This window comes from Streptomyces sp. NPDC127092 (assembly GCF_042722475.1).
Classification (GTDB): domain Bacteria; phylum Actinomycetota; class Actinomycetes; order Streptomycetales; family Streptomycetaceae; genus Streptomyces.
Map to the genome: position 1 here is coordinate 1 of NZ_JBHXFE010000053.1, position 24,311 is coordinate 24,311.

Sequence of the window (24,311 nt, forward strand, 5' to 3'; positions counted from 1 at the left end):
GGCCCCGACCGCCCTCGGCCCCGGCCGGCCCTCGGCCCCGGCCGCCCCCGCCCCCGCGACGACCACCCCCGGTCCCGACCGCCCCCGGCCCCGGCCGGCCCCCGGCCCCAGCCGCCCCCGCGACGACCGCGCCTCCCCGCCCCCGCTCTTTCTCAGCGAATTCACAGAAAAGCCCAAGCCGGGTCTCACGCTCCCCCGCGACCGTATCCGCATGACTGCGACCACCTCCCGTTCGCGTACCGATCTGCTCCGGCCCGACGGCAGTGCCGTCCGCGTCCTCGTCGTCGACGACGAGGCCTCGCTCGCCGAGCTGCTGTCGATGGCCCTGCGCTACGAGGGCTGGCAGGTGCACAGTGCGGGCGACGGGGCCGGGGCCCTGAAGCGGGCGCGGGAGTTCCGGCCCGATGCCGTCGTGCTCGACATGATGCTGCCCGACATGGACGGGCTCGCCGTCCTCGGGCGGCTGCGGCGCGAGCTGCCCGAGGTGCCGGTGCTGTTCCTGACCGCGAAGGACGCGGTCGAGGACCGGATCGCCGGGCTCACCGCGGGCGGCGACGACTACGTCACCAAACCGTTCAGCCTGGAGGAGGTGGTGGCCCGGCTGCGCGGGCTGATCCGCCGGTCCGGGGCCGCGCAGGCGCGCGCCGAGTCGCTGCTCACCGTCGGGGACCTCACCCTGGACGAGGACAGCCACGAGGTGACCCGGGGCGGCGAGTCGATCCATCTCACCGCCACCGAGTTCGAGCTGCTGCGCTTCCTCATGCGCAACCCGCGCCGGGTGCTCAGCAAGGCGCAGATCCTGGACCGGGTGTGGTCGTACGACTTCGGCGGCCAGGCCAACGTCGTCGAGCTCTACATCTCCTACCTGCGCCGGAAGATCGACGCCGGGCGCAGCCCGATGATCCACACCCGGCGCGGGGCGGGCTATCTGATCAAGCCGGGGGAGTAGCCGGCGTGCGCGTCCGCCCACGGGCGCCCTGGTCGCTGCGGACCCGGCTCGTCGTCTCCGCCGTCGCGCTGATCGCCGTCGTCTGCGCGGTCATCGGCACGGTGACGACGATCGCGTTCCGGTCGTATCTGTACGACCAGGCGGACACCCGCCTGCAGGAGGTCGCCAACCGGGCCGCGGGGCCGCCGCCCGACTCGGTCGAGCCCTCGCCGGGCGGCTTCGACACGCCCCTGGGCTTCGTCATCGGGCCCGGCGCGCCGCTGGGGACGGTCGGCGCGCGGCTGGTGGACGGGGAGGTGACGGCGGCGGACCGCTCCGTGCCGCCGGAGGACGGCGTGTACGGGCCGCGGTACCGGTCGATCAAGCTCGACGACGCCCAGAGCGCCGCCCTCGCCGCCGTCCCGCGCGACGGTGATCCGTACACCGTGTCGCTGCCCGGCGGCCTCGGTGACTACCGGGTGCAGTACGCGTCCGGCAAGAACGGCGACTACCTCATCGGCATTCCGCTGACCGAGGTCCAGGACGCCCTCTCCACCCTCGTCGTCGTCGAGCTGAGCGTCACCGGCGCCGGGCTCGTCGCCGCCTCGCTCGCAGGGACCGTGCTCGTACGGGTCGCCCTGCGGCCCCTGCGCAGGGTCGCCGTGACCGCGGCCCAGGTGGCCCGACTGCCCCTGCACAGCGGCGAGGTGGCGCTCGACCACCGGGTGCCGGAGGCGCAGGCCGATCCGCGCACCGAGGTGGGGCAGGTCGGCGCGGCCATCAACCGGATGCTGGACCACGTCCATTCGGCACTGGACGCACGCCAGCGCAGCGAGACGCGCGTGCGGCAGTTCGTCGCCGACGCGAGCCACGAGCTGCGCACGCCGCTCGCCTCGATCCGCGGGTACGCGGAGCTGACCCGGCGCGGCCGGGAGGAGTGCGGGCCCGACACCCGGCACGCCCTCGGGCGCATCGAGTCCGAGGCGACCCGGATGACGGGCCTGGTGGAGGACCTGCTGCTGCTCGCCCGGCTCGACACCGGACGGCCGCTCTCGTACGAGAGCACCGATCTCTCACTGCTCGTCGTGGACGCGGTCTCCGACGCCCGTGCCGCCGGGCCCGAGCACCGCTGGCGCCTCGAACTCCCCGACGGCGAGGCGGCGGTGAAGGTGCCGGCCGACGGCGCCCGGCTGCACCAGGTGCTGGTCAACCTGCTCGGCAACGCCCGCACGCACACCCCGCCCGGCACGACCGTCACCGCCCGCGTCCGTACGGAGCCGGGTCACGCGGTCGTCGAGGTCGAGGACGACGGGCCCGGCATTCCGGGCGAGTTGCTGCCCTCGGTCTTCGAGCGGTTCGCGCGCGGCGACGCCTCCAGGTCCCGGCAGGCCGGCAGCACCGGCCTCGGGCTCGCCATCGTCCGCGCCGTCACCCTCGCCCACGGCGGCGAGGTGACCGTCGACAGCCGCCCCGGGCGGACGCTGTTCGCCGTGCGTCTGCCACGCCGGCGCTGACGGCCGGTCGGCGCTGACGTCCTGGCGGTGCTGTCGCCCTGTCGGCGCCGACGGCCGGTCGGTGCTGCCGCCCTGGCGGCCCTGTCGCCCTGTCGGCGCTGACGTTCTGTCGGTGCCGTCATCCTGCTGGTGCTGTCGCCCTGCCGGTGCTGTCGCCCTGCCGGCGCTGACGTCCTGCCGGTGCTGTCGCCCTGCCGGCGCCGTCATCCTGCCGGTGCTGTCGCCCCGTCCGTGCTGACTCACAGGCCGGCCACAGGCTCACCACACGGCCGTGACAGCGGGCCCGGCGAGTGTCGGGGACATGCGAACGTCACCGAGCGCCGAAACGCTTCCCTCCCGGGAGCACCTGCCCGTGGGCGCGGCCGGCCGGCCCGTCCTCGACGTGGTGATCCCCGTCCACAACGAGGAGAAGGACCTGGAGCCGTGCGTGCTGCGGCTCCACGAGCACCTTCACCGCACCTTCCCGTACGCCTTCCGCATCACCGTCGCGGACAACGCCTCCACCGACGCCACCCCGCACGTGGCCCGCGCGCTCGCCGCCCGTCTGCCAGACACCGTCCGCAGCGTGCGGCTCGAGCAGAAGGGCCGGGGCCGGGCGCTGCGGACGGTGTGGTCGGCGTCGGACGCGCCGGTCCTCGCGTACATGGACGTGGACCTGTCCACCGACCTCAACGCGCTGCTGCCGCTCGTCGCGCCGCTCATCTCGGGTCACTCCGACCTGGCGATCGGCTCGCGGCTCGCCCGCTCCTCGCGCGTGGTGCGCGGCCCCAAGCGGGAGTTCATATCCCGCGCCTACAACCTGATCCTGCGCGGCTCGCTCGCCGCCCGGTTCTCGGACGCCCAGTGCGGGTTCAAGGCGATCCGGCGGGAGGTCGCGGAGCGGCTGCTGCCGATGGTCGAGGACTCGGGCTGGTTCTTCGACACCGAGATGCTGGTGCTCGCGGAGCGGGCCGGGCTGCGGATCCACGAGGTGCCGGTCGACTGGGTCGACGACCCCGACTCGACGGTGCACATCGTCCGTACCGCCACCGAGGACCTGAAGGGCGTGTGGCGGGTGGGGCGGGCGCTCGCGACCGGCTCGCTGCCGCTCGACCGGCTCGCCCGGCCGTTCGGCGACGACCCGCGCGACCGCGAACTGCCGGGCGTGCCGGGCGGGCTGGCGCGTCAGCTGGTCGGCTTCTGCGTGGTCGGCGCCCTGTCCACCCTCTTCTACCTCGCGCTGTACTCGCTCTTCCGGCTCGGCGTCGGTGCCCAGCTCGCCAACGCCGCCGCCCTCCTGGTCTCCGCCGTCGCCAACACGGCCGCCAACCGCCGGCTCACCTTCGGCGTACGGGGCCGGGAGCGGGCCGCCCGCCACCAGGCGCAGGGCCTCGTCGTCTTCGGCATCGGCCTGGCCCTGACCAGCGGTTCGCTCGCCGCGCTCGAGGCCGCGAGCGGCGATCCGGCGCACTCCACCGAGCTCGCCGTGCTGATCGTCGCCAATCTCGCCGCGACCGTCGTGCGCTTCCTCCTCTTCCGGCTCTGGGTCTTCCCGGACCGTTCCCCGAACCCGACCAGGACGTGGACCCGATGACCACCGACCACCGTTCACCCACCCCGCTCCACCGCCTGTGGCGCGGGCGGCCCGAGGACGCGCCGTGGGTGCGGCCCGCGTTCCACGGCCTGCTGCTCGCCACCGCCGCCCTCTACCTCTGGAACCTGAGCGCGAGCGGCTACGCCAACTCCTTCTACTCCGCGGCCGTCCAGGCCGGCAGCCAGAGCTGGAAGGCCTTCTTCTTCGGTTCGCTCGACGCGGCGAACGCCATCACGGTCGACAAGCCGCCGGCCGCGCTGTGGCCGATGGCCCTGTCGGTGCGGCTCTTCGGTCTCGGCTCGTGGCAGATCCTCGTGCCCGAGGTGCTGATGGGCGTGGCGACGGTCGCCGTCCTGTACGCGGCCGTCCGCCGCCGCTTCGGTGCGGGCGCCGGCCTGATCGCGGGCGCGGTCCTGGCGCTGACTCCGGTGGCCGCGCTGATGTTCCGCTTCAACAACCCGGACGCGCTGCTCGCGCTGCTCATGACGGTGGCCGTGTACTGCGTGCTGCGTGCCCTGGAGCTGGACCGGGGCGCGGCGAAGTGGCTGGTGTGGGCGGGCGTGGCGCTCGGTTTCGCGTTCCTCGCCAAGACGCTGCAGGCCTTCCTGATCCTGCCGGTACTGGCGCTGGTGTACGTGGTGTGCGCGCCGGGCGGGTTCGGGCGCCGGCTCGGCCGGCTAAGCCTGGGCGGGCTCGCGCTGCTGGTGTCGGCGGGCTGGTGGGTGGCCCTGGTCGAGCTGTGGCCGAAGTCCTCCCGCCCGTACGTCGGAGGCTCGCAGAACAACAGCTTCCTGGAGCTGACCTTCGGCTACAACGGTCTGGGCAGGCTCAACGGCAACGAGGTCGGCAGCGTCGGCGGCGGTGGCCGCGGCGGGTCGGGCGGCGCCGGCGGCAGGATCACCGAGAACCTGCCGGCCGGCATGGAGCTGCCCACCCGGGCCGGCGGCGGACCCGGCGGCGGGGCCGGCGGCGGTGGCGGCTGGGGCGAGACGGGCCTCGGGCGGATGTTCAACGAGCAGGTCGGCGGCCAGATCTCCTGGCTGCTGCCCGCCGCGCTGATCCTCCTCGTCGCCGGTCTCGTGGTGACCTGGCGGGCCGCGCGCACCGACACGGCGCGCTCGGCGTTCCTGGTGTGGGGCGGTTCGCTGCTCCTGACGACGGCCGTCTTCAGCTTCATGGCCGGCATCTTCCACGAGTACTACACGGTGGCGATGGCCCCGTACGTCGCCGCTCTGATCGGCATGGGCGCGGCGGTGCTGTGGGAGGAGCGGGGCCGGTTCACGGCCTCGGCGGCGCTCGCGGTGACGGTCGCGGTGACGGCGGTGTGGGGCTGGATGCTGCTCGGCCGTACGCCGGACTGGCTGCCGTGGCTGCGCTGGACGGTGCTCGTGGCCGGCGGCGCGGCGGCGCTCGGGCTGCTGCTCGCGGGCCGTACCGACCGCCGCCTGGGCCTCGCGGCGGCGGGCCTGGGCCTCGCGGCGGGACTCGCGGGCCCCTTCGCGTACACCCTGGCGACGCTGGCCGACGGCCACCAGGGCTCGATCGTGACGGCCGGCCCGGCGGGCATGGCGGGGCCGGGCGGCATGCGCGGCGGCCCGGGCAACGGCCGGATGTTCTTCGTGTACGGGCCGGACGGCCAGGGTCAGGGTCAGGGCCAGGGTCAGGCTCCGGGCGGCCAGGGCCAGTTCCCGGGTGGTCCGGGCGGGCCGGGTGGTCAGGCGCCGGGCGGACCGGCTCCGGACGGCCAGGGTGGCCAGGCCGGCCAGGCCGGCCAGGCTCCCGGTGCGGCCCGTGAGGGCCAGGCCAACGGACCCGGCGGCATGGGCGGGCTCCTCAACGGCGCGGACGTCGGTACCGAGGCCAGGGAGAAGCTGCTCGCCGACGCCGACGACTACACCTGGGTCGCCGCCGCGATCGGCTCGCAGAACGCCGCCAGCTACCAGCTCGCCACCGAGAAGCCCGTGATGGCCATCGGCGGCTTCAACGGCAGCGACCCGTCGCCGACCCTCGCGCAGTTCAAGCAGTACGTCGCCGAAGGGAAGATCCACTACTTCATCGCCTCCGGCGGAGGCTTCGGCGCGGGCGGCCACGGCGCGGACATCTCGTCCTGGGTCGAGGAGACCTTCCAGAAGGTCACCGTCGGCAACGCCACCTTCTACGACCTGACCCGCCCCCTGACCAGCACGAAGTAAGGAGCTGGAGCAGTCGGGAGCGACCTGGAGCAGTCGGGAGCGCAGTCGGGAGCAGCTGGAAACAGTCGGCCGGAAAATATCGCTATACAGCGTACAAGAGAGTCTTATACGGTGTACGAGTCCAAGCCTCGTACACCGTATAAGGAGTTCCCATGACGGCGTCGACCGCCGCGAACGAACCGGCCGCGACCGGCGGCCACCCGCAGCGCTGGCTGATCCTCGGCGTCATCTGCCTCGCTCAGCTCACCGTGCTGCTCGACAACACCGTGCTCAGCGTCGCGATCCCCTCGCTGACCACCGAGCTCCACGCCTCCACCAGCGACATCCAGTGGATGATCAACGCCTACTCGCTCGTGCAGTCCGGTCTGCTGCTCACCGCGGGCAACGCCGCCGACCGCTACGGCCGCAAGAAGATGCTGGCCATCGGTCTCGCGCTGTTCGGCCTCGGCTCGCTCACCGCCGGACTCGCCGACTCCACCGGGCAGCTGATCGCCGCCCGCGCGGGCATGGGCATCGGCGGCGCGCTCCTGATGACCACGACCCTCGCCGTCGTCATGCAGATCTTCGACGACTCGGAGCGGGTCAAGGCGATCGCCCTGTGGGCCACCGTCGGCTCGCTCGGCTTCGCCGCCGGACCGCTGATCGGCGGCGCCATCCTCAACCACTTCTGGTGGGGAATGATCTTCCTCATCAACATCCCGGTGGCCGTGATCGGCCTCGTCGCGGTCCTCAAGCTGGTCCCCGAGTCCAAGAACCCGCTGGGCGAACGCCCCGACCTGGTCGGCGCGCTGCTCTCCACCATCGGCATGACCTCCGCCGTGTACGCGATCATCACCGGTCCCGAGCACGGCTGGACCTCCGTCGAGGTGCTCGTCCCGGCCGCGATCGGCGTGGCCGTCCTGGCCGCGTTCGCGCTCTGGGAGCTGCGCGTCCCGTACCCGATGCTCGACATGCACTTCTTCCGCAACCAGAAGTTCGTCGGCGCCGTCGCCGGCGCCATCCTGGTGATGTTCGGCATGGGCGGCTCGCTCTTCCTGCTCACCCAGCACCTGCAGTTCGTCCTCGGTTACGAGCCGCTGGAGGCCGGTCTGCGGATGGCGCCGCTCGCCCTGACCGTCGTCGCCCTCAACCTCACCGGCGTGGGCCCGCGCATCGTCATGAAGCTCGGCACCCCCGTCACGGTGGCCGTCGGCATGACCCTGGTCGCGGGTGGTCTCACGTCCATCGCCGTGATCGGTGGCGGCGCGGACGGCACGTACTGGGGCATGCTCCTGGGCCTGGTCCTGATGGGCGTCGGCCTCGCCGTCTCCAACCCGGCCATGGCCAACGCGATCATGAGCGCCATCCCGCCGGAGAAGGCCGGTGTCGGCGCGGGCGTCAACGGCACCCTCGCCGAGTTCGGCAACGGCCTCGGCGTCGCCGTCCTCGGCGCCGTCCTCAACGCCCGCTTCGCCGCCCTCGTCACCGTCACCGCCACCTCGCTCCCGGCCGCCCTGGCCGCGGCCGGCAGCGACGCCGAGCGCGGACAGATCGCCGACGCCTACGCCACCGGCCTCCAGACCAGCCAGCTGGTCGGCGCGATCGCCGTCTTCGCCGGCGGTCTGCTCGCCGCGGCCCTGCTGAAGCGGGCCGAGCGGGCCGAGACCAAGGGCGCGGGCGCTGCCGAACAGCACGCCGTGGCTGCCTAGCATGGTCACGGATCACTGACGGCGGGGACCAGGATGGAGCGCGCGATGGTCAAGGCAGCCGACCGGGCCAAGAACCCGGCGGGTTCCAGCGTCTGGCTCGAGCACCGGGCCGCCCGCAGCGGCGGCGGCCCGGCCGGACTCGACCGGGAGCGGATCGTCGCCGCCTCCATCCGGATGCTGGACGAGGAGGGCCTGGCCAAGCTCTCCATGCGCAAGCTCGCCACCGAGCTGAACGTCACCGCGATGTCCCTGTACTGGTACGTGGACACCAAGGACGACATCATCGAGTACGCCATCGACACCTGCTACGGGGAGATCGACCTCGCCGAGATCGACTCCGCCGACGACTGGCAGGGCCGGATCAAGCTGCTCGCCCTGGCCTATCGCCTGATGCTGGTGCGCCACCCGTGGATGTCGCCCTGCGCCGGCCAGTACCTCAACATCGGGCCGAACGCGATCGCCGTCGGCGCCAAGATCCAGGAGGCGGTCCGGGACAGCGGGCTGCCGATCGACCGCCAGCCGAGCGCGATGTCGGCCGTCTTCCAGTTCGTCTACGGCTACGGGACGATCGAGTCCCAGTTCCAGCGCCGTGCGGACGAGGCCGGGATGTCGCAGGACGACTTCTACGGCGAGTCGGTGAAGGCCTTCCGCGACGATCCGCAGTTCGTGGAGGTGCTCGAACCGATGGCGGAGATCCTCGACGAGCGCGCCTCCCACGGCAGCGTCAGCGCCATCTGGGACCGCGACTTCGCGTACGCCCTGGAGGTCCTGATCGCCGGCATCGAGGTCATGGTCGAGCGGAGCCGCACGGCCGGGTAGGCGGGGCCGGACGGCCGGGTAGGCGGAGCCCACGGTCGGGCAGGCGGGGCCCACGGTCGGGCAGGCGGGGCCGGACGTGACGGAGCGGCGGGCCGTCCCCTGCCCGCCGCTCCGTACCCGACCCGGCCGCGCCTCCGCTCGAAGCGCGGCCGGGAGTCTTCTCACTTCTCGTCGGTGACCACCGTGCTGCTCTTCAGCGCGACCTCCTTGATGAACAGCGTCACCAGGAAGGCGAGCAGCGCGAACGGCGCCGAGTAGAGGAACACGTCGCCGACGCCGTGCCCGTACGCGCTCTCCATCACCGTGCGGATCGGAGCGGGCAGCTTGTCCATGTCCGGGATGCCGCCACCGCCGCCGCCCTGGCCCATGGCCGCCGCGGCCTTCGGGCCGAGCTCGGCCATGCCGTCCTTGACGTAGTCGGTGACCCGGTGGGCCATGACCGCGCCGAGCGCCGAGACACCGATCGCACCGCCGAGGGAGCGGAAGAAGGTGACGACGGAGGAGGCGGCGCCGAGGTCCGAGGGCGCGACCTGGTTCTGGGTGCACAGGACCAGGTTCTGCATCATCATGCCGAGGCCGAGGCCGAGGACCGCCATGAACAGGGCGATGTGCCAGTACTCGGTGTCGTAGCGGAGGGTGCCGAGCAGGCCGAGGCCCGCCGTGGCGAGCGCGCCGCCGCTGATCAGCCAGGCCTTCCAGCGGCCGGTCTTGGTGATGATCATGCCGGAGACGGTCGAGGAGACGAACAGTCCGCCGATCATCGGGATCGTGAGGACGCCGGACATGGTCGGCGACTCGTTGCGGGCCAGCTGGAAGTACTGGCTGAAGAACACCGTGCCGGCGAACATCGCGACACCCACGAAGAGCGAGGCCGTCGAGGCGAGCGTGATCGTGCGGTTGCGGAAGAGGCGCAGCGGGATGATCGGCTCGGAGGCCCTGGACTCGACGAGGACGAAGACCGCGCCGAGCACGACCGAACCACCGACCATGACGGCGGTCTGCCAGGACATCCAGTCGTACTTGTCGCCGGCGAAGGTGACCCAGATGAGGAGCAGCGAGACGGCGGCGCTGATGAAGAAGGCGCCGGCCCAGTCGACCTTGACCTCGCGCTTCACGACCGGGAGCTTGAGGGTCTTCTGGAGGACGAGCAGCGCGATGACCGCGAAGGGCACGCCGACGTAGAAGCACCAGCGCCAGCCGAGCCACTCGGTGTCGGTGATGACGCCGCCGAGCAGCGGGCCGCCGACGGTGGCGACGGCGAAGACGGCGCCGAGGTAGCCGCTGTACCGGCCGCGCTCACGCGGGGCGATCATGGCGGCCAGGATGATCTGGGAGAGGGCGGTCAGACCGCCGACGCCGATGCCCTGGACGACGCGGCAGGCGATGAGCATGCCGGTGTTCTGGGAGAGACCGGCGACGACCGAGCCGGCGACGTAGATGACCAGGGCTATCTGGACGAGCAGCTTCTTGGAGAAGAGGTCGGCGAGCTTGCCCCAGAGCGGCGTGGTCGCCGTCATCGACAGGAGGGCGGCGGTGACGACCCAGGTGTAGGCGGACTGGCCGCCGCCGAGGTCGGTGATGATCTGCGGGAGCGCGTTGGAGACGATCGTCGAGGACAGGATGGCGACGAACATGCCGAGCAGGAGCCCGGACAGCGCCTCCATGATCTGCCGGTGCGTCATCGGGGCGGCGCCGGAGGTGTCGGTCCGGGCTTCCCGTGCACCCGTGGCAGGTGCGGTCGTAGCCATGAGTTTCCTTTGCGTGGCGGCTGGGGCGGCTGGGGGAGGGGCGTCGTCCGGCGTGGTCCGAGCGGCGCCGTGGTGGCGTCTGAGCGACGTCGGTCAGGCGTGGTGGGCCCGGCAGTCCCCGAAGGAGTCGCGGAGACGGGAGAGCAGGCCGGTGAGCAGAGCGACGTCTTCGTCGGACCACTCCGCGAGGTGGCGGGTGAAGGCCTCGGTGACCCGGCGGTCGAGCTCGCCGAGCATCGCGTAGCCCTCGTCGGTGAGGCGCAGGATCCGGGAGCGCTTGTCGTCCGGGTCGGGCAGTCGCTCGATCCAGCCGCGCTCCACGGTGTGCGCCACATGGCGGCTGCACACGGACATGTCGACCGCCATCAGTTCCGCCAGCCGGCTCATCCGCATGTCGCCGTGGTGCTTGACGAGGGCGAGGACCGCCGCCGCGCCGCCCTGGCAGTGGGCGGGCAGGGCGCGGGCGAGGCCGCGCTTCACGGCGCCGATGGCGCTCACCGCCCGGGCGAGCTCCTCGTACCGGCTCAGCGTCTCCATCGCCCTCTCCATCGCGTCTCCATCGAGCTTCGAGCTTCCGCACATCTTGTTGCTTAGAGCAACCATAGAGATGGATGGTTGCTTCAGGCAAACTAAATCGGTCAAAGCGCGCTAAAGAATCGGCAAAGGGGCTCGGGAAGCGCCGGAGACGGCGCTGAGCCGGCGCTGAGACGGCGCTGAGACGGCGCCGGAGGAGGGGGTGATGGTGGGTTCGTGCAGGTCCCGGGCAGGGGAGATGACCAGGGCTTGGGGCGGCAACCCCGTCTTCGCTAGGGTCCGGGCCATGGCACACAATCCCCAAGCACCGTACGGCCAGGGCGCCCAGGGCCCCGAGGGCTCCTACGACCCCGCCGGCAGCACCCAGATGTTCCGCGCCTTCGTCGACGAGGGCACCCCGCAGCGACAGCCGCAACAGGCCGTCGCCGCGTCCTCCGGCCCCCGCGTCGGCCTGATCGTGGGCATCGTCGTCGCGATCGCCGTCCTCGCGGGTGTCGCCTGGCTCGCGCTGGGCTGACCGGGGTTACGTCACGCAGATTCGTCCCGTAAGTACGTCACGCAGGCAGGGCGCGTAGTACGGCGCGCAGGCACGGCGCGTGGGTACGGCACGTGAGTACGTCGTGGGCCGCCCTCTCGTAGGAGGGTGGCCCGCGACGTGCCGGGTCACGGCCCTACCCGCTCGACCTCGTTCGGGTCGATGCGCAGCGCGGATCCGCTTTCGAAGGGCGTCTCCGATGTCAGGAGGCCGGCCACGACCTCCGCCACCCTGTCGGGCGAGGTGACTTGCCGGCTCGGGCAGACGCCCTCGGCGAGGGCCGACTTGGGGGCGCCCGCCATCTGGGAGATGCGGTCCATCATGGGGGTGTCGACGACTGCCGGGCAGGTGGCGAAGACCGAGATGCCCCGCTCGGCGAGTTCGGCGGCCGCCGAACGGGTCAGGCTCAGCAGGGCGGCCTTGCTGGCCGCGTAGGGTGCGGCGGCGGGCATGGGGATCATCCCGAGCCAGGAGCTGCCGTTGACGATCACCGACCCGGCGACCATGCGGGGCGCGGCGTGTTTCATGCACAGGAACGCGCCTTTGACGTTCACGTCCAGCACCGCCGCGACGACGTCGGCGGACCACGCGGCCATCGGCCCCGCAGTGCCCTCGATCCCGGCGTTGTTGAAGAGGTAGTCCAGACGGCCGAAGCGACGGACAGTGGCTTCCACGGACGACTCGACCGATGACTCGTCGGTCACGTCCAGCCGGTGGAACGCGACCCTCGCGCTGTCGAGATCGGCCACGACGTTCTCGCCCCGCTCCCGGTTCCTGGACGCCATCATGACGCTGCAGCCCTCGGCCAGCAGCCGACGTGCCGTGGCGAGCCCGATTCCCGTGGTGCCTCCGGTCACCAGGGCGACCTTCGGCTGGAGCCTGTCGTCCATCTCATCCCTCACAGTCGGGTGCCGGCAGGAAGGACGCGTCCGGACGCGCCGCTCGTCGGCTCAGGTCACGGGCCGCGCCCTTTCCGGCCTCGTGTCTCACGGAGCGGCGCGGCTCTCAGGGAGTGGCGCGGCCCTCGCGGAGTTGCGCGGCTCTCAGGGAGTTGCGCGGCGCGGCACCGTGCGGTGCTGAGCGCATGCCTGGCCTGCTCACACATCACTATTGAGCCGCCGCCCTCCTCCTTCAAGCCGGGAGCGGGTGCCCGGCGGCCATCCGGCGTAGACAGGCCTGACGAGTCCTAGTGGACGGGTCTTAGCGGACGAGTCCTAGTGGACGAGTCCTAGCGGACGACGTCGAAGACCTGCTTCTGCAGACCGTTCGCGTAGACCTCGTGCTCGACCAGCTTCAGCTTCTGGACGTCCTTGTCCGTGGTGCTGAAGAGCCGCTTGCCCGCGCCGAGCAGGAGCGGGAAGACCAGCAGGTGGTAGCGGTCGATCAGGCCGGCGTCCGACAGGGCCTGGTTCAGGGACGCGCTGCCGTGGACGATGATCGGGCCGCCCTCGGTCTCCTTCAGCGCGGCGACCTCGTCGAGCGAGCGCAGGATCGTGGTCTCGCCCCAGTTCGACACCAGGTCGTCCTCGGCGAGGGTCGTGGAGACGACGTACTTCGGCATCACCTTGTAGTCGGCGAAGTCCTCCATGTCCGGCCACACGGGGCTGAAGGCCTCGTAGCTGACCCGGCCCAGCAGCATGGCCGCGGCCTCCTTCTGCTCGCGCCCCTTGATCTCGAAGGACTCGGGCAGGAACTCGGTGTGCTTGAAGGTCCAGCCGGAGTTGCGGTAGCCGGGCTCGCCGCCGGGGGCCTCCACGACGCCGTCGAGCGAGATGAAGGCGGAGGTGATCAGGGTGCGCATCTTGGATCCTCGGTGTCGTGTGTTGTGTGTCGTGTGAGGTGTGTCGTTGTTAGTCATAGGTACTGACTGGAGGCCACGTGGGAACTCATCGGTCTTGGGTGGCGGGTTTCTGAGGCCGTACGGGTGGGCGTTTCGGGTGGGCTTCTGGTGCGGCCGCCCTTGTTCCGAGTGTGGCCCCCTCCACCACCGCCTCAAGGGCGCTCCCTTCGGTCGCGTCGCTTCGCGATTCCGCTTCGCTCCACCCTTGACCCGGCGGCTCCGGGAGCCTGTTCACACTCGGAGGGCGGCCGGGGGGCCCGGCCACGCGAGCCGCTTCGGGTAGCCATTCCCGCCGTAGGCGGATGGCGGCTGCGTGGGTGGGGGGCCGGGTATCGCTTCGGTCGGGGGGGCATGTGCTCCCCGGTGGGGTGGGGCTCGGTTCGTGGCGGGGGCGGGTGGGGCCGTTTCGCTCGGTTCGGGGTGCGCGGGCGTGGAATGGGGTGCTCAATCCACGGCTTAGCGGCTGTCGGCCGTCGTCCGGCCGGGGTTCATGCCCCGCTGGTCACTCCCGGTGGGTGGATGGTGGGTGGTCGGGGACGGGCGCGAGCAAACCTGGAGGTCGAGGGCCGCCTTGTGACGGAGGAGGACTGATGTGACGTCTGAGGTGTCCTAGGGTCCTCGCGGACCGGGTTTGCTCGGCCCGTGCCCGGCAGGTGTCTCAGGCCTGTTCGCCGAAGCCGTCGAGGAGCAGCTTCGCGGTCTTCTCCGCCCCGTCCGTGCGGATCGCGGCCGCCAACTCGCGGGCAGCGGCCACGGTTTGCGGGGCGAGGGCGGTTGTCAGGGCGGTCGAGAGGGAGTCGAAGGTCGGGACCGGGCCGTCGTGGGCGGCGCCGATGCCGAGGGCGGCGACCCTGCTCGCCCAGTACGGCTGGTCCACCATCTGGGGGATCAGCACCTGGGGGACACCGGCCCGGGCGGCCGTCGTGGTCGTGCCCGCCCCGCCGTGGTGGACGACGGCGGCCACGCGCGGGAAGAGGGCCTGGTGGTTGGCCTCGCCCACGGCCATGCAGTCGTCCTGGTCGTCGATCAGGTCCAGGTCCGCCCATCCCCGGGAGACGAGCACGCGGCGGCCCTGCGCCCGGACCGCCTCGATGGCGACCCTGGCGGTGTCGGGGGAGCTGTGCATGGACATGCTCCCGAACCCCACGTAGACCGGTGCTTCCCCGGTCTGCAGGAAGGCCTCGATGTCGGCGGGGAGCGGGCGGTCGTCCGGCTGGGTCCAGACGCCGGTCTGTACGACGTCGAGGTCGGCGGGTTCCTGCCACGGGCCGAGCACCGGGTCGGCGGCCAGCAGTGGCCGGCCGGTGATCGCGTAGTCGCGCACGCTCGCCAGGGGCGGCAGCCCGATCGTCTCCCGGAAGGCGGTGAGTCCCGGGCCGTAGACCGCGTTCTGGCCCTCGACGTCCAGGTCCCACAGCGTGCGGTTGTCGGTCACGCCCTCGGGGAGCGGGCGGCCGGGCAGCGGGTACGGCGGGTGGTGCGGCGACGGCAGCATGCCGGGGAAGTACGAGACGTACGCGAACCGCAGCCCCAGCTTCTCGGCCGCCGAGCGGGCCCCGGCCACGGCCGGGAACAGTCCGGTCGCCAGCACCGTGTCCGCGCCGTCGGCAGCCATGGTCACCGCCTCGTACTTTGCGGCGGCGACCATGGTCACGCGCTCCGTCATGGAGATCGGCACACCGGCCTGCGTCTCCGCCACCAGGGCGCGGATCGAGAGGCGTACGGGCACGAACTCCACGCCGACCCCGGCCAGTCGCTCGGCGAACTCCGCGTCCTCGGGCGCACACACCCGCACCTCGGCCCCGAGCCCGCGCAGCGCGATGGCCAGCGCCGCCATCGGTTCGACGTCCCCGCGTGATCCGTAGGACGACAGCACCACTCGCATGACGGTTTCCCCCTTCGTTCTTTCCAGCAACAGTTGTTGATTTTGCGTCAGAACCGGTCTCTTGTGGCAAGGCCCCCCAAGCGCTGTACGTTGAAGAGGGCGGGAGGCGGTCAGAGGCTGCGGGCGGTGATGTCGCCGTAGGTCGTGGTGGCGTGGATGGTCAGGCCCGGGGTGCCGTCGGTGTTCTTCAGTGCGTTGTGGATGCGGCCGTAGCCGGTGCCGGCGTCGAGGGAGGCGGAGACGCCCTGGGCGGCGACGACCGTGATCCCGCCGTGTTCGGTGCGCAGGGTGACGGTGCCGCCCATGGCCTCGTCGATGCGGAGGTCGCCCTTCTGGGTGGTGATCTCGGCGGACCCGCCGAGGCGTCCGACGACGATGTCGCCGGCCTGGAGGGTGAGCCGGGCACTCGCGGTCTCGTCGAGCCTGACGGTGCCGGCGGCCCCTTCGAAGGTGACGTCGCCGAGGCGTCCAACGCCGTGGAACTCGCCGGCGGCGGTCTTCGCGTCGACGCGGGAGCCGGCGGGCAGCTGGACGACGACCTCGATCGAACCGGAGTTGCCGAGCATCCGGTTCTTCGAGGCGGGCAGCTCGATGCGCAGGACCTCGCCGTCGTAGCTGACCTCGGTCTGCCCGGCCGCCTTCACGTCGCGACTGTCGGAGGCGTTCGCGGGCCGGACCTCCACGGTGGTGTCGACCCGGTCGCCCGCGATGAACCGAACGCGCCCGGCGGGGACGTTGACGAGCGCCGAGACGGGGGCGGGGGTGTCGAACTTCTGCATCACGTTCTCCTAGCGATCCGTTGTTTCTTACAACGGAAAAGCTACGTTGCGTTCAAGGATCCAGCAACACCCTTCATGCCGCCAACTCCCATAATTGCAAGCCAGCCTAAGGAAATTGTTGCAACAGCCCTGAGATCTAATGCAACGCTTCAACCCTTGCATTGCAATGAGTTGAAGGTGAACGCTCTGCCCACCGGGAGTGACCAGCGGGGCATGAACCCTGGCCGGACGACGGCCGACAGCCGCTAAGCCCGCAATGGGCACCCCATTCCACTGCCGCGCACCCCGAGCCGGAGCCCGAAACGGCCCCACCCGCCCCGGCCACAAACCCAGCCCCCACCCCACCGGCCCGCGCGCCGCCCACGGCGCGGCGGGCTACCCGGGCCGGTTCGCGTGGCCGGGCCCCCGGCCGCCCTCCGAGTGTGAACAGGCTCCCGGAGCCGCCGGGTCAAGGGTGGCCAAAGGCCATCGCGAAGCGACGCGACCGAAGGGAGCGCCCTTGAGGCGGTGGTGGAGGGGGCCACACTCGGATCAAGGGCGGCCGCACCAGAAGCCCACCCGCAACGCCCGCCCGTACGGCCTCAGAGACCCGCCACCCGTACCGGCCGCAGAAAAAAGTCGCCGGACCTGTCACACGTACATCGAGCGCGGTGTCAGTGCAGTGAGCGAGCGGGAAACGCCCGCCGCCGTCCGAGCGAGGAGCCCGAGATGTCCACCACCGCCACCGTCGTCACCGCCGTCGCCGCGTTCATGGCCGGGTTCTCGGGGGCGTCGATCTTCGCCCGCGCCAAGTTCGTCGTCGAGCCGCTTGCCGAGTACGGCGTTCCCCGTTCCTGGTGGAACTGGCTCGGCGCCGCCAAGCTGGCCGGAGCGGTCGGGCTCCTGGTCGGCTACGCCGTCCCGGCGATCGGCATCGCCGCCGCGATCGGACTCGTCCTCTACTTCGCCGGCGCCGTCCTCACCGTGATCCGCGCCCGCTCGTACGCGCACGTCCCGTTCCCGCTGATCTACATGGCCCCGGCCGTCGCCGTCCTCGCCCTGGTGTGAGGGCCCTATTCACAGGCTGTGGACGAAGGTGTCCCAGGCAGCACGCTCGAAGACGACGGCAGGGCCCTCCGGGGCCTTGCTGTCACGTACGGGGACGAGGCCGGGGAATCCGAGGGCGACTTCGAGGCAGTCGCCGCCGTTGGCCCCGCTGTAGCTGCTCTTGATCCAGGTCGCCGCAGTCAGATCGTGCCTCTGCATGGTGCCCGTACCTTTCCATCATGTCGCTGATCAGAACGGCGGACTCGCGGCCCGACAGGCAGTCAGCCCTCAGCACATCATAGGTTTGGCTGTGCCGCGCGAAGATGGCCGGATCATCGCTGAAGTGGCCGCTGTCGAGTGATTCCGAGTACACCCATTGGTGCCCGTCAGGCAGCAGGATCAGTGACATCGATGCGTCCGGGCGGTCGATTCCGGGTTGGCTGAACGGTGCCACCTGCACTCGGATGTTGGGCAGTTGGGCCACCTTCAGCAGATGGGCGCACTGCTCGCGCATGACGTCGGCGTCTCCGACCATGTTGCGGAGACAGCTCTCGTCGAGCACGGCGATGTACGCCGGTCCGCCCGCCGTGAGAAAGCGCTGCTGGCGGCTCAGTCGGGCGCGGACTCGCTCTTCCACCTCCTCGGCGTCCTCAAGGCGTTGTGCGTACAAGGACTGTGCGTAGGCAGGGGTCTGCAAGAGCCCGGGCACCACCTGGATCTGGTACGCACGGATCTCGGTGGCCTTCGCGTCCATCTCCGCCCTGCGTTCGAACCAGTCCGGGTGCTGCACCTCCGGATACCAGTCGATCCGCCCCCACAGCCGGAGTAACACCCCACCCGTCTCCAGGATTTCGTCGCACGCCTTCGCGAACGCGTCCGTCGGCACCCGCTTTGCCGCCTCCACCCGGGCCACCTGCGAGCGGTCGCACGGGATCAGACGCGCCAGCGCCTCCTGAGTCAGCCCCGCTGACTCCCGGTAATGGCGGAGGAGTTCTCCGAACACCTCCGCCGTCGTCGCGGCGGCCTCGCTTCCCGTCGCGCTCCTCTTGATCACTGCAACCCCCCTCGTGACAACAGCCCTTGGCACGCGAGCAGCGTTGTGGCCGCCCTCTCCATTGAGCAACGCTGGAACCACACAGAGTAATCGCCCGAACGGGTGAGGTACGAGAGGAACGGCGCAATGGCAGGGTGCTCGGGTACGGGACCGGGATGCGGGGACTACCTGTTCGACCTCGCGGCGCGGAAGGTCGGCGAGTACCGCGGGCAGGCCGGGCCGTACGCCATGCTGCGGCCCGTCGGCGGCGGGCGGGAGTGGCAGGCGGATCCGGAGCGGTTGCGGCCGGCCACGCGGGACGAGCGCATCACCGCCGGGGTCCGGGCCGTCAACGAGCGCGCCAACGCGGCGTACGAGCTGCAACGCCCGCCCGCTCCCGTCCCGGACTGCGTGCAGTGCGGCGCACTCGCCGACGCCCGTGCCGCCGCCCGCGCCCGGTTCGACTGGAGCGCCGAGACCGACGCGAACGTCCTTCTGCGCAGGCACCTCCGGGCGGGTCACCCTGAGTGACGGGCCGCCCTCAAGTCCCGCGTGCGCACCGCAACTCCGCACGCGCACCGTAATTCCGGATGCGCTCCGCTTCCTAGGGGTATTAGTTTGAAAACTAGTACCCCTAGGAAGGAGTCCCGCATATGGTGCGCCGTGCCGGCATCACCCCCGATCTCCTCGTCCAGGCCGCCGCCGAGCTCGCCGACGAGGACGGGCTCGACAACGTCACCGTCTCCGCGCTCGCCCGCCGCTTCGGCGTGAAGGACGCGAGCCTCTACTCGCACATCAGGAACCTCCGCGACCTACGGGTCCGGCTCGCGCTGCTCGCGTCCTCCGAGATGAACGACGCCATCGGCGCAGCCGTCGCCGGCCGCTCCGGCAAGGACGCGCTCGTCGCCTTCGCCGACGCGTACCGCGACTACGCGCTCGCCCACCCCGGCCGCTACGCGGCCACCCAGCAGCGCATCGAGCCGGCCGAGGTCACCGACAGCACCGTCCTCCTCCGTGCCGTCGAGCTGACCTACGGCATGCTCCGCGGCTACGGGCTCGGCGAGCCCGACCTCACCGACGCCGGGCGCCTGCTCCGCGCGACCTTCCACGGCTACATCCACATCGAGCAGAGCGGCGGCTTCCAGCACACCCGCCCCGTCGCCGAGTCCTGGGCGCGTTCGCTCGACGCCCTCCACACCACCCTGGAGACCTGGGGGAACCCCTCGTGAGTGTCATGAACATCGGCAGCCTCGCCGTTCCCGGCGCCACCCTCCGCTACGAGACGCGCGGCAGCGGTCCCGTCCTCCTGCTCATACCCGGCGGCGCGGGCGATGCCGGAATGTACGAGGGGATGGCGGACCGGCTCGCGGCCGCCGGGTACACCGTGGTCTCGTACGACCAGCGCGGCCTGTCCCGCAGTCCCCTGTCCCGCAGCCCCCTGTCTCACACCGGGAGCGAGGTCACCGCGCGCGCCGACCAGTCCGTGGCCGAGTGGGCCGACGACGCCCTCGCCGTCCTCGACGCGGTCTCCCCGGGCGGCGAGCCCGCGTACGTCTTCGGCGGCAGCTCCGGCGGCATCGTCGCGCTCGCCCTGCTCGCCCGCCACCCCGGCCGGGTGCGCCGGGTGGTCGCCCACGAGCCGCCCCTGGTCGAGCTGCTCGCCGACCCGGCCCCGTACCGAGACCACTTCGCCGAGGTGCGCGAGCTCCTGCGCACGCAGGGGCTCGGCGCGGCGATGGCACGATTCGCCGAGACGCCGGACGGCCGCAAGCCGCCGCGACAGGACGGGCAACGACACGACGCCGAACTGCCGCCTTCCATCCGGCACATGGCCGACCGCATGACGGCCAACATGCCCGTGTTCCTGGAGCACGTCCTGTGCCCCTTCTCCTCCTCCGCGCCCGACCTCGACGGGCTGCGCGCCGCCGCCGGGAAGCTGGTCCTGGGCGTCGGCCGCGAAACGGGCGATCAGGAGGCGCTGGTCGGGCCGGCTCGGCGGCTCGCGGAGCTGACCGGGGCGCCGACGGTCGCGTTCCCCGGTGGGCACGTGGGCTGCGTCGAGCACCCGGAGGAGTTCGCCGAGGAGCTGCTGGGCACGCTCACCGCCACCCGCCCCGCTGACCTCACTGCCACGAGGCGCTGACCTTCTGCGTGTCCACGCGCATGCCGATCGGCACCCGCCAGGACTCCACACAGACCGTGTACGTCTGCGTCCGGGCCGTCCCGGCCGCGATCGGGGCGGGCAGCGGCTGGGAGGACGTGAAGGTGCCCCAGTCGATGCCGAGTGCGCCGATGACGTGCGTCGCGAAGCTGACCGTGCCCGAACGGGCGGCCGTGCCACCGGTGTTGCGGAAGGTGACGGTGACGTTCTCGCACCAGCGTTTGTCGGTGTCCGTGAGCACGGGCGCGGAAAGGGTGAGCGTGGCGGGCGTCGCCGGCGGGTTCGTGGTCGGGGCCGGGGTGGTCTGTGAGGGCGGCGGCGCGGTCGTCGTGGGCGCGGGCCTGCCCGGTGCCGGGGCCGTACCGCTCGGAGCCCCGGGGGTGTGGGGTGGGGCGGTGCCGCCCGCGACCGGGGGCGGCGCCGTGGCCGTACCGCTCGGAGACGTACCGCCGGGGCCTGGCTCGCCCGGTCCCGGTCCCGGCTCCGATTCCGGTCTCGGTGACGGGCGAGACGTGCTCGACGTGAGTCCCGGGTCCGTGGATTTCGCCCCGTCGGCCCCGTCGGCCCCGCCCTTCCCGTCCTGCGGGTCCAGCGGGACCAGGGTGACCGAGCCGGACGGCGGCATCGCGCCCTTCGGTGAGGAGCCGGCGCCGACCGCCGCGTATCCGTCGCCGTCGTCGCCCGATCCGCACGCGGTCAGCGCCCCGCCGAGGCAGAGCGCGACCGCCACGAGTCCAGGGCGTCGCTTCCTTCGCCACTGGCACTTGGACATGGGCGCCAGTGTGGCTGACGAGCCGTCAGCGAGGAAGTAGAACAGCGCAATTCCCCGTGCTGGATGCTGTGTCCAGGTCCGCTCAGTCCGCGATCAGTCCGCGATCAGGCCCTCCCGCAGCTGCGCCAGCGTGCGGGTCAGCAGTCGGGAGACGTGCATCTGGGAGATGCCGACCTCCTCGCCGATCTGCGACTGGGTCATGTTCGCGAAGAAGCGGAGCATGATGATCTGGCGCTCGCGCGGAGGGAGTTTGGCGAGCAGCGGCTTGAGCGACTCGCGGTACTCGACACCCTCCAGGGCCGTGTCCTCGTAGCCGAGGCGGTCGGCGAGGGAGCCCTCGCCGCCGTCGTCCTCGGGGGACGGGGAGTCGAGCGAGGAGGCGGTGTACGCGTTGCCGACGGCGAGGCCGTCGACCACGTCCTCCTCCGACACCCCGAGCACCGCGGCGAGTTCGGGCACGGTCGGCGAGCGGTCGAGCTTCTGCGAGAGCTCGTCGCTGGCCTTGGTGAGGGCGAGCCGGAGTTCCTGGAGGCGGCGCGGGACGCGCACCGACCACGAGGTGTCGCGGAAGAAGCGCTTGATCTCGCCGACGACCGTCGGCATCGCGAACGTCGGGAATTCCACGCCGCGTTCGCAGTCGAAGCGGTCGATCGCCTTGATCAGGCCGATGGTGCCGACCTGGACGATGTCCTCCATCGGCTCGTTGCGGGAGCGGAAGCGGGCCGCCGCGTAGCGCACGAGCGGGAGGTTGAGCTCGATGAGGGTGTCGCGGACGTAGGTCCGCTCGGGGCTGTCCGCGGCCGCGCCCTCCTCGTCCAAGGCGCGCAGGCGCAGGAACAGGGAGCGGGAGAGAGTGCGGGTGTCGAGGGCCTCGGGCGTGACGACCGGCGGCGCGGGGAGCGCCTCCACGCCGCCGGCGGCGTCCGTGACGGTGGAGTCCGCGGCGGTGGTGTCCGCAGCGCCGAGGTTCGCGGCGCCGAGGTTCGCAGCGTCGAGGTCCGTGACGGCGAGGTCCGTGACACCGAGGTCGGCAACGCCGAGGCCGGTGACACCGAGGTCCGCAACGCCGAGGTCCGTGGCGGCGGTGTCCGCGGCGGTCGGCGCCGTCGTCTGCGCGGGCACGGGCGTCTGCGTGGGCACGGGCGTCTGCATGGGCGTGAGCGTGAGCACCTTCGAGCTGCCCTGTTCTGCGGACATGCCACCCCCTTGAGGTCGCGGACGGTCGTGGCGGCCACGACCATCTGAGGAACGCAGCCTCCACCTGAATACCGGAGGCGGGGCTGCGGCAAACGCGGTTCCTGCAGAATGTCACATGTCGGCAACACGCTGTAGTGACTTGTCGACATGGGGAGCGTGCATATCCGCAGGAAACAAGGGGTGTACGGCATTTGAGGGGCCGTAAGACCGCCTGGAAACGGTCTACCCGTTTCGGTTACGCCTCGATCCTGTTTGCGGATCTCAATCGGGCGAAGCTCCGCGCGAGGAGCCTTGACACGTGCATCTGCGAGACCCCGAGCTCCTGGCTGATCTGAGACTGGGTCAGGTTGCTGTAGTAGCGGAGCATCAGGATGCGCTGTTCGCGCTCGGGCAGCTGGACGAGCAGATGCCGTACGAGATCGCGGTGTTCGACCCCGGCGAGCGCGGGATCCTCGTAGCCGAGCCGGTCGAGCAGACCGGGCAGGCCGTCGCCTTCCTGGGCCGCCTCCAGGGAAGTGGCGTGGTAGGAACGGCCGGCCTCGATGCAGGCCAGCACCTCGTCCTCGCCGATCTTCAGCCGCTCGGCGATCTCGGCGGTGGTGGGCGAGCGGCCGTGCGCAGTGGTCAGGTCCTCGGTGGCGCCGTTGACCTGCACCCAGAGCTCGTGGAGGCGGCGGGGCACGTGCACGGTGCGGACGTTGTCGCGGAAGTAGCGCTTGATCTCGCCGACCACGGTGGGCATGGCGAAGGTGGGGAACTGCACGCCGCGGTCGGGGTCGAAGCGGTCGATGGCGTTGATCAGGCCGATGGTGCCGACCTGGACCACGTCCTCCATCGGCTCGTTGCGGCTGCGGAAACGGGCGGCGGCATACCGCACGAGCGGCAGGTTGGCCTCGATCAGCGCACCGCGCACGCGGTGGTGCTCGGGAGTTCCCGGTTCGAGGTTCTTGAGCTGGCCGAAGAGCACCTGGGTGAGGGCGCGGGTGTCGGCGCCGCGGGTGCTCTGGGGCCGGGGGCGAGGGGGCTCGGGGGCCCCGGCCTCGTTCTGGGGCGGGACTTGAGGCGCTGTACTGGCCGGCACGTTCACGCCACCCCTTCAGGTCAACTTCGCATGTCAACTTCGGTCGACTCATCCGTCAAAAGCGGTCATAGCATCACAAGACATGTCCACTGTGTGCAAGCACCGGATAACCACGTGTTGAGGGCGCGTTGGGAGGGTAAAAACCTCGGCCCCTCGCCGTCGAACGGCGAGGGGCCCAAGGGAAAGTGCGTCGTGTCGCGGTGGAGCCGGGGTGGTCTCCGAACGGCCTCCGAATGACCTGCGGATGGTCTCAGACCGGCCTTCGATCGGCCTCCGCCCGGCCTTCGACCGGTCTCAGAACTCGTAGTCGGCGATCACCCACGTGGCGAACTCGCGCCACTGGGCGACGCCCGCCTGATGCGCCGGGTGGTCCAGGTAGCGCTGGAGCGCGTCCTTGTCCTCGACGGCGGAGTTGATGGCGAAGTCGTACGCGATCGGCCGGTCGGTGATGTTCCAGTCGCACTCCCAGAACTTCAGCTCCGGGATCTGCGAACCGAGGGCACGGAAGGCCTCGACGCCCGCGGTCACGCGCGGCTCGTCGCGCTGCACGCCGTCGTTGAGCTTGAAGAGGACCAGATGGCGGATCACGGCGGTACTCCCGGTAGTCCGGAGCCGTCTTAGTTGACGAGCTCGGTCATGAACTGGCCGACGCCTTGAGCGGCGCTCGATATGCCCTCGAACCCTACCTGGACCAGGTCCGCCGCCCTGGCCGGGGATGTGATGATCGTGTACAGCACAAAGACCACGACCGCGTAGAGCGCGATCTTCTTCGCCTGCGCCATTCGTCCGCCCTCCCCTGGTCGAGCCCCGCCCGCGCCTCTCCGGCCGCGTAAGCCTAACCGAGTCTTTATGGACCAAGGGCCCGGGGATCGGGGCCTTTTGCCGCCCCCCGGAAGGGTGACGGACGAGCAGGATGGATGTCGAGCCCGGCGGATCTGGCAGGAATCCGCGGGGCATGGAACCGGCCCACACTGCGGGGTCCGCGCCGCGAGCTTCCCCCCTGACT

At 71.3% G+C, this 24,311-nt stretch carries 23 protein-coding genes and 1 pseudogene; 11 read left to right on the forward strand and 13 right to left on the reverse strand.

The genetic code is table 11. From position 1 onward, the window contains the following. Positions 1-211: 211 nt before the first annotated feature. The 6 genes from ACFWJO_RS32260 to ACFWJO_RS32285 all read left to right on the forward strand — a co-directional run bounded on the left by ACFWJO_RS32260 (position 212) and on the right by ACFWJO_RS32285 (position 8,714). Positions 212-949 (forward strand): response regulator transcription factor, encoded by a 738-nt coding sequence (locus tag ACFWJO_RS32260; protein WP_386870919.1) that lies wholly within the window; start codon positions 212-214, stop codon positions 947-949. Between the two features lie 5 nt (positions 950-954). Next, positions 955-2,442, forward strand: coding sequence for a sensor histidine kinase (locus tag ACFWJO_RS32265; protein WP_386870921.1), 1,488 nt, complete (start codon positions 955-957; stop codon positions 2,440-2,442). Positions 2,443-2,743: 301 nt separating this feature from the next. Continuing rightward, the gene (locus ACFWJO_RS32270) at positions 2,744-4,015 is read left to right on the forward strand and encodes a glycosyltransferase (RefSeq protein ID WP_386870923.1); all 1,272 of its coding nucleotides are present in this window, start codon (positions 2,744-2,746) and stop codon (positions 4,013-4,015) included. Then, on the forward strand, positions 4,012-6,207 hold the full coding sequence (locus ACFWJO_RS32275) for an ArnT family glycosyltransferase (protein WP_386870925.1): 2,196 nt from the start codon (positions 4,012-4,014) through the stop codon (positions 6,205-6,207). The genes ACFWJO_RS32270 and ACFWJO_RS32275 overlap by 4 nt, the downstream gene beginning before the upstream one ends. 152 nt (positions 6,208-6,359) lie before the next feature. Beyond that, positions 6,360-7,895: an MFS transporter gene (locus ACFWJO_RS32280; RefSeq protein ID WP_386870927.1), complete on the forward strand. Its 1,536-nt coding sequence runs from the start codon at positions 6,360-6,362 to the stop codon at positions 7,893-7,895. A 45-nt stretch (positions 7,896-7,940) separates the two neighbouring features. Continuing rightward, on the forward strand, positions 7,941-8,714 hold the full coding sequence (locus ACFWJO_RS32285) for a TetR/AcrR family transcriptional regulator (RefSeq protein ID WP_386870928.1): 774 nt from the start codon (positions 7,941-7,943) through the stop codon (positions 8,712-8,714). A 161-nt stretch (positions 8,715-8,875) separates the two neighbouring features. Here ACFWJO_RS32285 and ACFWJO_RS32290 read toward each other — a convergent pair whose 3' ends face one another. Next, complete coding sequence (locus ACFWJO_RS32290) at positions 8,876-10,462, reverse strand: MDR family MFS transporter (protein WP_386870930.1); 1,587 nt, start codon at positions 10,460-10,462, stop codon at positions 8,876-8,878. Positions 10,463-10,555: 93 nt separating this feature from the next. Continuing rightward, positions 10,556-10,999, reverse strand: a complete 444-nt coding sequence (locus ACFWJO_RS32295; RefSeq protein ID WP_386870932.1) for a MarR family winged helix-turn-helix transcriptional regulator — start codon at positions 10,997-10,999, stop codon at positions 10,556-10,558. Positions 11,000-11,282: 283 nt separating this feature from the next. Here ACFWJO_RS32295 and ACFWJO_RS32300 point away from each other — a divergent pair, with 283 nt between their 5' ends. Continuing rightward, a complete protein-coding gene (locus ACFWJO_RS32300) occupies positions 11,283-11,513 on the forward strand; it encodes a hypothetical protein (RefSeq protein ID WP_386870934.1) in 231 nt (76 codons plus the stop codon). A 146-nt stretch (positions 11,514-11,659) separates the two neighbouring features. Here the strand turns inward: ACFWJO_RS32300 and ACFWJO_RS32305 are convergent, their stop codons facing one another. From ACFWJO_RS32305 to ACFWJO_RS32320, 4 genes are all read right to left on the reverse strand, one after another. Further along, positions 11,660-12,421 (reverse strand): SDR family NAD(P)-dependent oxidoreductase, encoded by a 762-nt coding sequence (locus ACFWJO_RS32305; protein WP_386870936.1) that lies wholly within the window; start codon positions 12,419-12,421, stop codon positions 11,660-11,662. Positions 12,422-12,759: 338 nt separating this feature from the next. Continuing rightward, entirely contained in the window at positions 12,760-13,332 is a 573-nt protein-coding gene (locus ACFWJO_RS32310; RefSeq protein WP_386870938.1) for a dihydrofolate reductase family protein, read from the reverse strand. A gap of 697 nt (positions 13,333-14,029) precedes the next feature. Then, complete coding sequence (locus tag ACFWJO_RS32315) at positions 14,030-15,256, reverse strand: glycosyltransferase (RefSeq protein ID WP_386870940.1); 1,227 nt, start codon at positions 15,254-15,256, stop codon at positions 14,030-14,032. 110 nt (positions 15,257-15,366) lie between these two features. Beyond that, the gene (locus ACFWJO_RS32320) at positions 15,367-16,035 is read right to left on the reverse strand and encodes a DUF4097 family beta strand repeat-containing protein (protein WP_386870942.1); all 669 of its coding nucleotides are present in this window, start codon (positions 16,033-16,035) and stop codon (positions 15,367-15,369) included. A 708-nt stretch (positions 16,036-16,743) separates the two neighbouring features. On the opposite strand from ACFWJO_RS32320, the gene ACFWJO_RS32325 reads away from it, so the two are divergent. Beyond that, positions 16,744-17,082 carry a DoxX family protein gene (locus ACFWJO_RS32325; protein ID WP_386870943.1) on the forward strand — a complete coding sequence of 113 codons (339 nt, stop codon included), beginning with the start codon at positions 16,744-16,746 and terminating at the stop codon, positions 17,080-17,082. A gap of 9 nt (positions 17,083-17,091) precedes the next feature. On the opposite strand, the pseudogene ACFWJO_RS32330 reads toward ACFWJO_RS32325, so the two are convergent. Beyond that, positions 17,092-17,196 (reverse strand): annotated as a pseudogene (locus ACFWJO_RS32330) (DUF397 domain-containing protein); the annotation flags it as partial. Beyond that, on the reverse strand, positions 17,165-18,115 hold the full coding sequence (locus ACFWJO_RS32335; protein ID WP_386870945.1) for a Scr1 family TA system antitoxin-like transcriptional regulator: 951 nt from the start codon (positions 18,113-18,115) through the stop codon (positions 17,165-17,167). The pseudogene ACFWJO_RS32330 and the gene ACFWJO_RS32335, both read right to left, overlap by 32 nt. A gap of 126 nt (positions 18,116-18,241) precedes the next feature. On the opposite strand from ACFWJO_RS32335, the gene ACFWJO_RS32340 reads away from it, so the two are divergent. From ACFWJO_RS32340 to ACFWJO_RS32350, 3 genes are all read left to right on the forward strand, one after another. Further along, positions 18,242-18,625 (forward strand): hypothetical protein, encoded by a 384-nt coding sequence (locus ACFWJO_RS32340; protein WP_386870947.1) that lies wholly within the window; start codon positions 18,242-18,244, stop codon positions 18,623-18,625. A gap of 125 nt (positions 18,626-18,750) precedes the next feature. Then, positions 18,751-19,323: a TetR/AcrR family transcriptional regulator gene (locus tag ACFWJO_RS32345; RefSeq protein WP_386871006.1), complete on the forward strand. Its 573-nt coding sequence runs from the start codon at positions 18,751-18,753 to the stop codon at positions 19,321-19,323. A gap of 5 nt (positions 19,324-19,328) precedes the next feature. Further along, entirely contained in the window at positions 19,329-20,237 is a 909-nt protein-coding gene (locus ACFWJO_RS32350) for an alpha/beta fold hydrolase (protein ID WP_386871008.1), read from the forward strand. Here the strand turns inward: ACFWJO_RS32350 and ACFWJO_RS32355 are convergent. The 5 genes from ACFWJO_RS32355 to ACFWJO_RS32375 all read right to left on the reverse strand — a co-directional run bounded on the left by ACFWJO_RS32355 (position 20,218) and on the right by ACFWJO_RS32375 (position 24,087). After that, positions 20,218-21,027, reverse strand: a complete 810-nt coding sequence (locus ACFWJO_RS32355) for a hypothetical protein (RefSeq protein ID WP_386870949.1) — start codon at positions 21,025-21,027, stop codon at positions 20,218-20,220. The two genes, ACFWJO_RS32350 and ACFWJO_RS32355, sit on opposite strands and share 20 nt — an antisense overlap. Before the next feature lie 93 nt (positions 21,028-21,120). Further along, positions 21,121-22,224 (reverse strand): RNA polymerase sigma factor SigF, encoded by a 1,104-nt coding sequence (locus tag ACFWJO_RS32360; protein ID WP_386870951.1) that lies wholly within the window; start codon positions 22,222-22,224, stop codon positions 21,121-21,123. Positions 22,225-22,459: 235 nt separating this feature from the next. Beyond that, on the reverse strand, positions 22,460-23,305 hold the full coding sequence (locus tag ACFWJO_RS32365) for an RNA polymerase sigma factor SigF (RefSeq protein WP_386870953.1): 846 nt from the start codon (positions 23,303-23,305) through the stop codon (positions 22,460-22,462). Positions 23,306-23,599: 294 nt separating this feature from the next. Then, entirely contained in the window at positions 23,600-23,893 is a 294-nt protein-coding gene (locus tag ACFWJO_RS32370) for a Dabb family protein (protein ID WP_384407450.1), read from the reverse strand. Between the two features lie 29 nt (positions 23,894-23,922). Next, positions 23,923-24,087, reverse strand: coding sequence for a hypothetical protein (locus ACFWJO_RS32375; protein WP_164986384.1), 165 nt, complete (start codon positions 24,085-24,087; stop codon positions 23,923-23,925). Positions 24,088-24,311 lie beyond the last annotated feature (224 nt).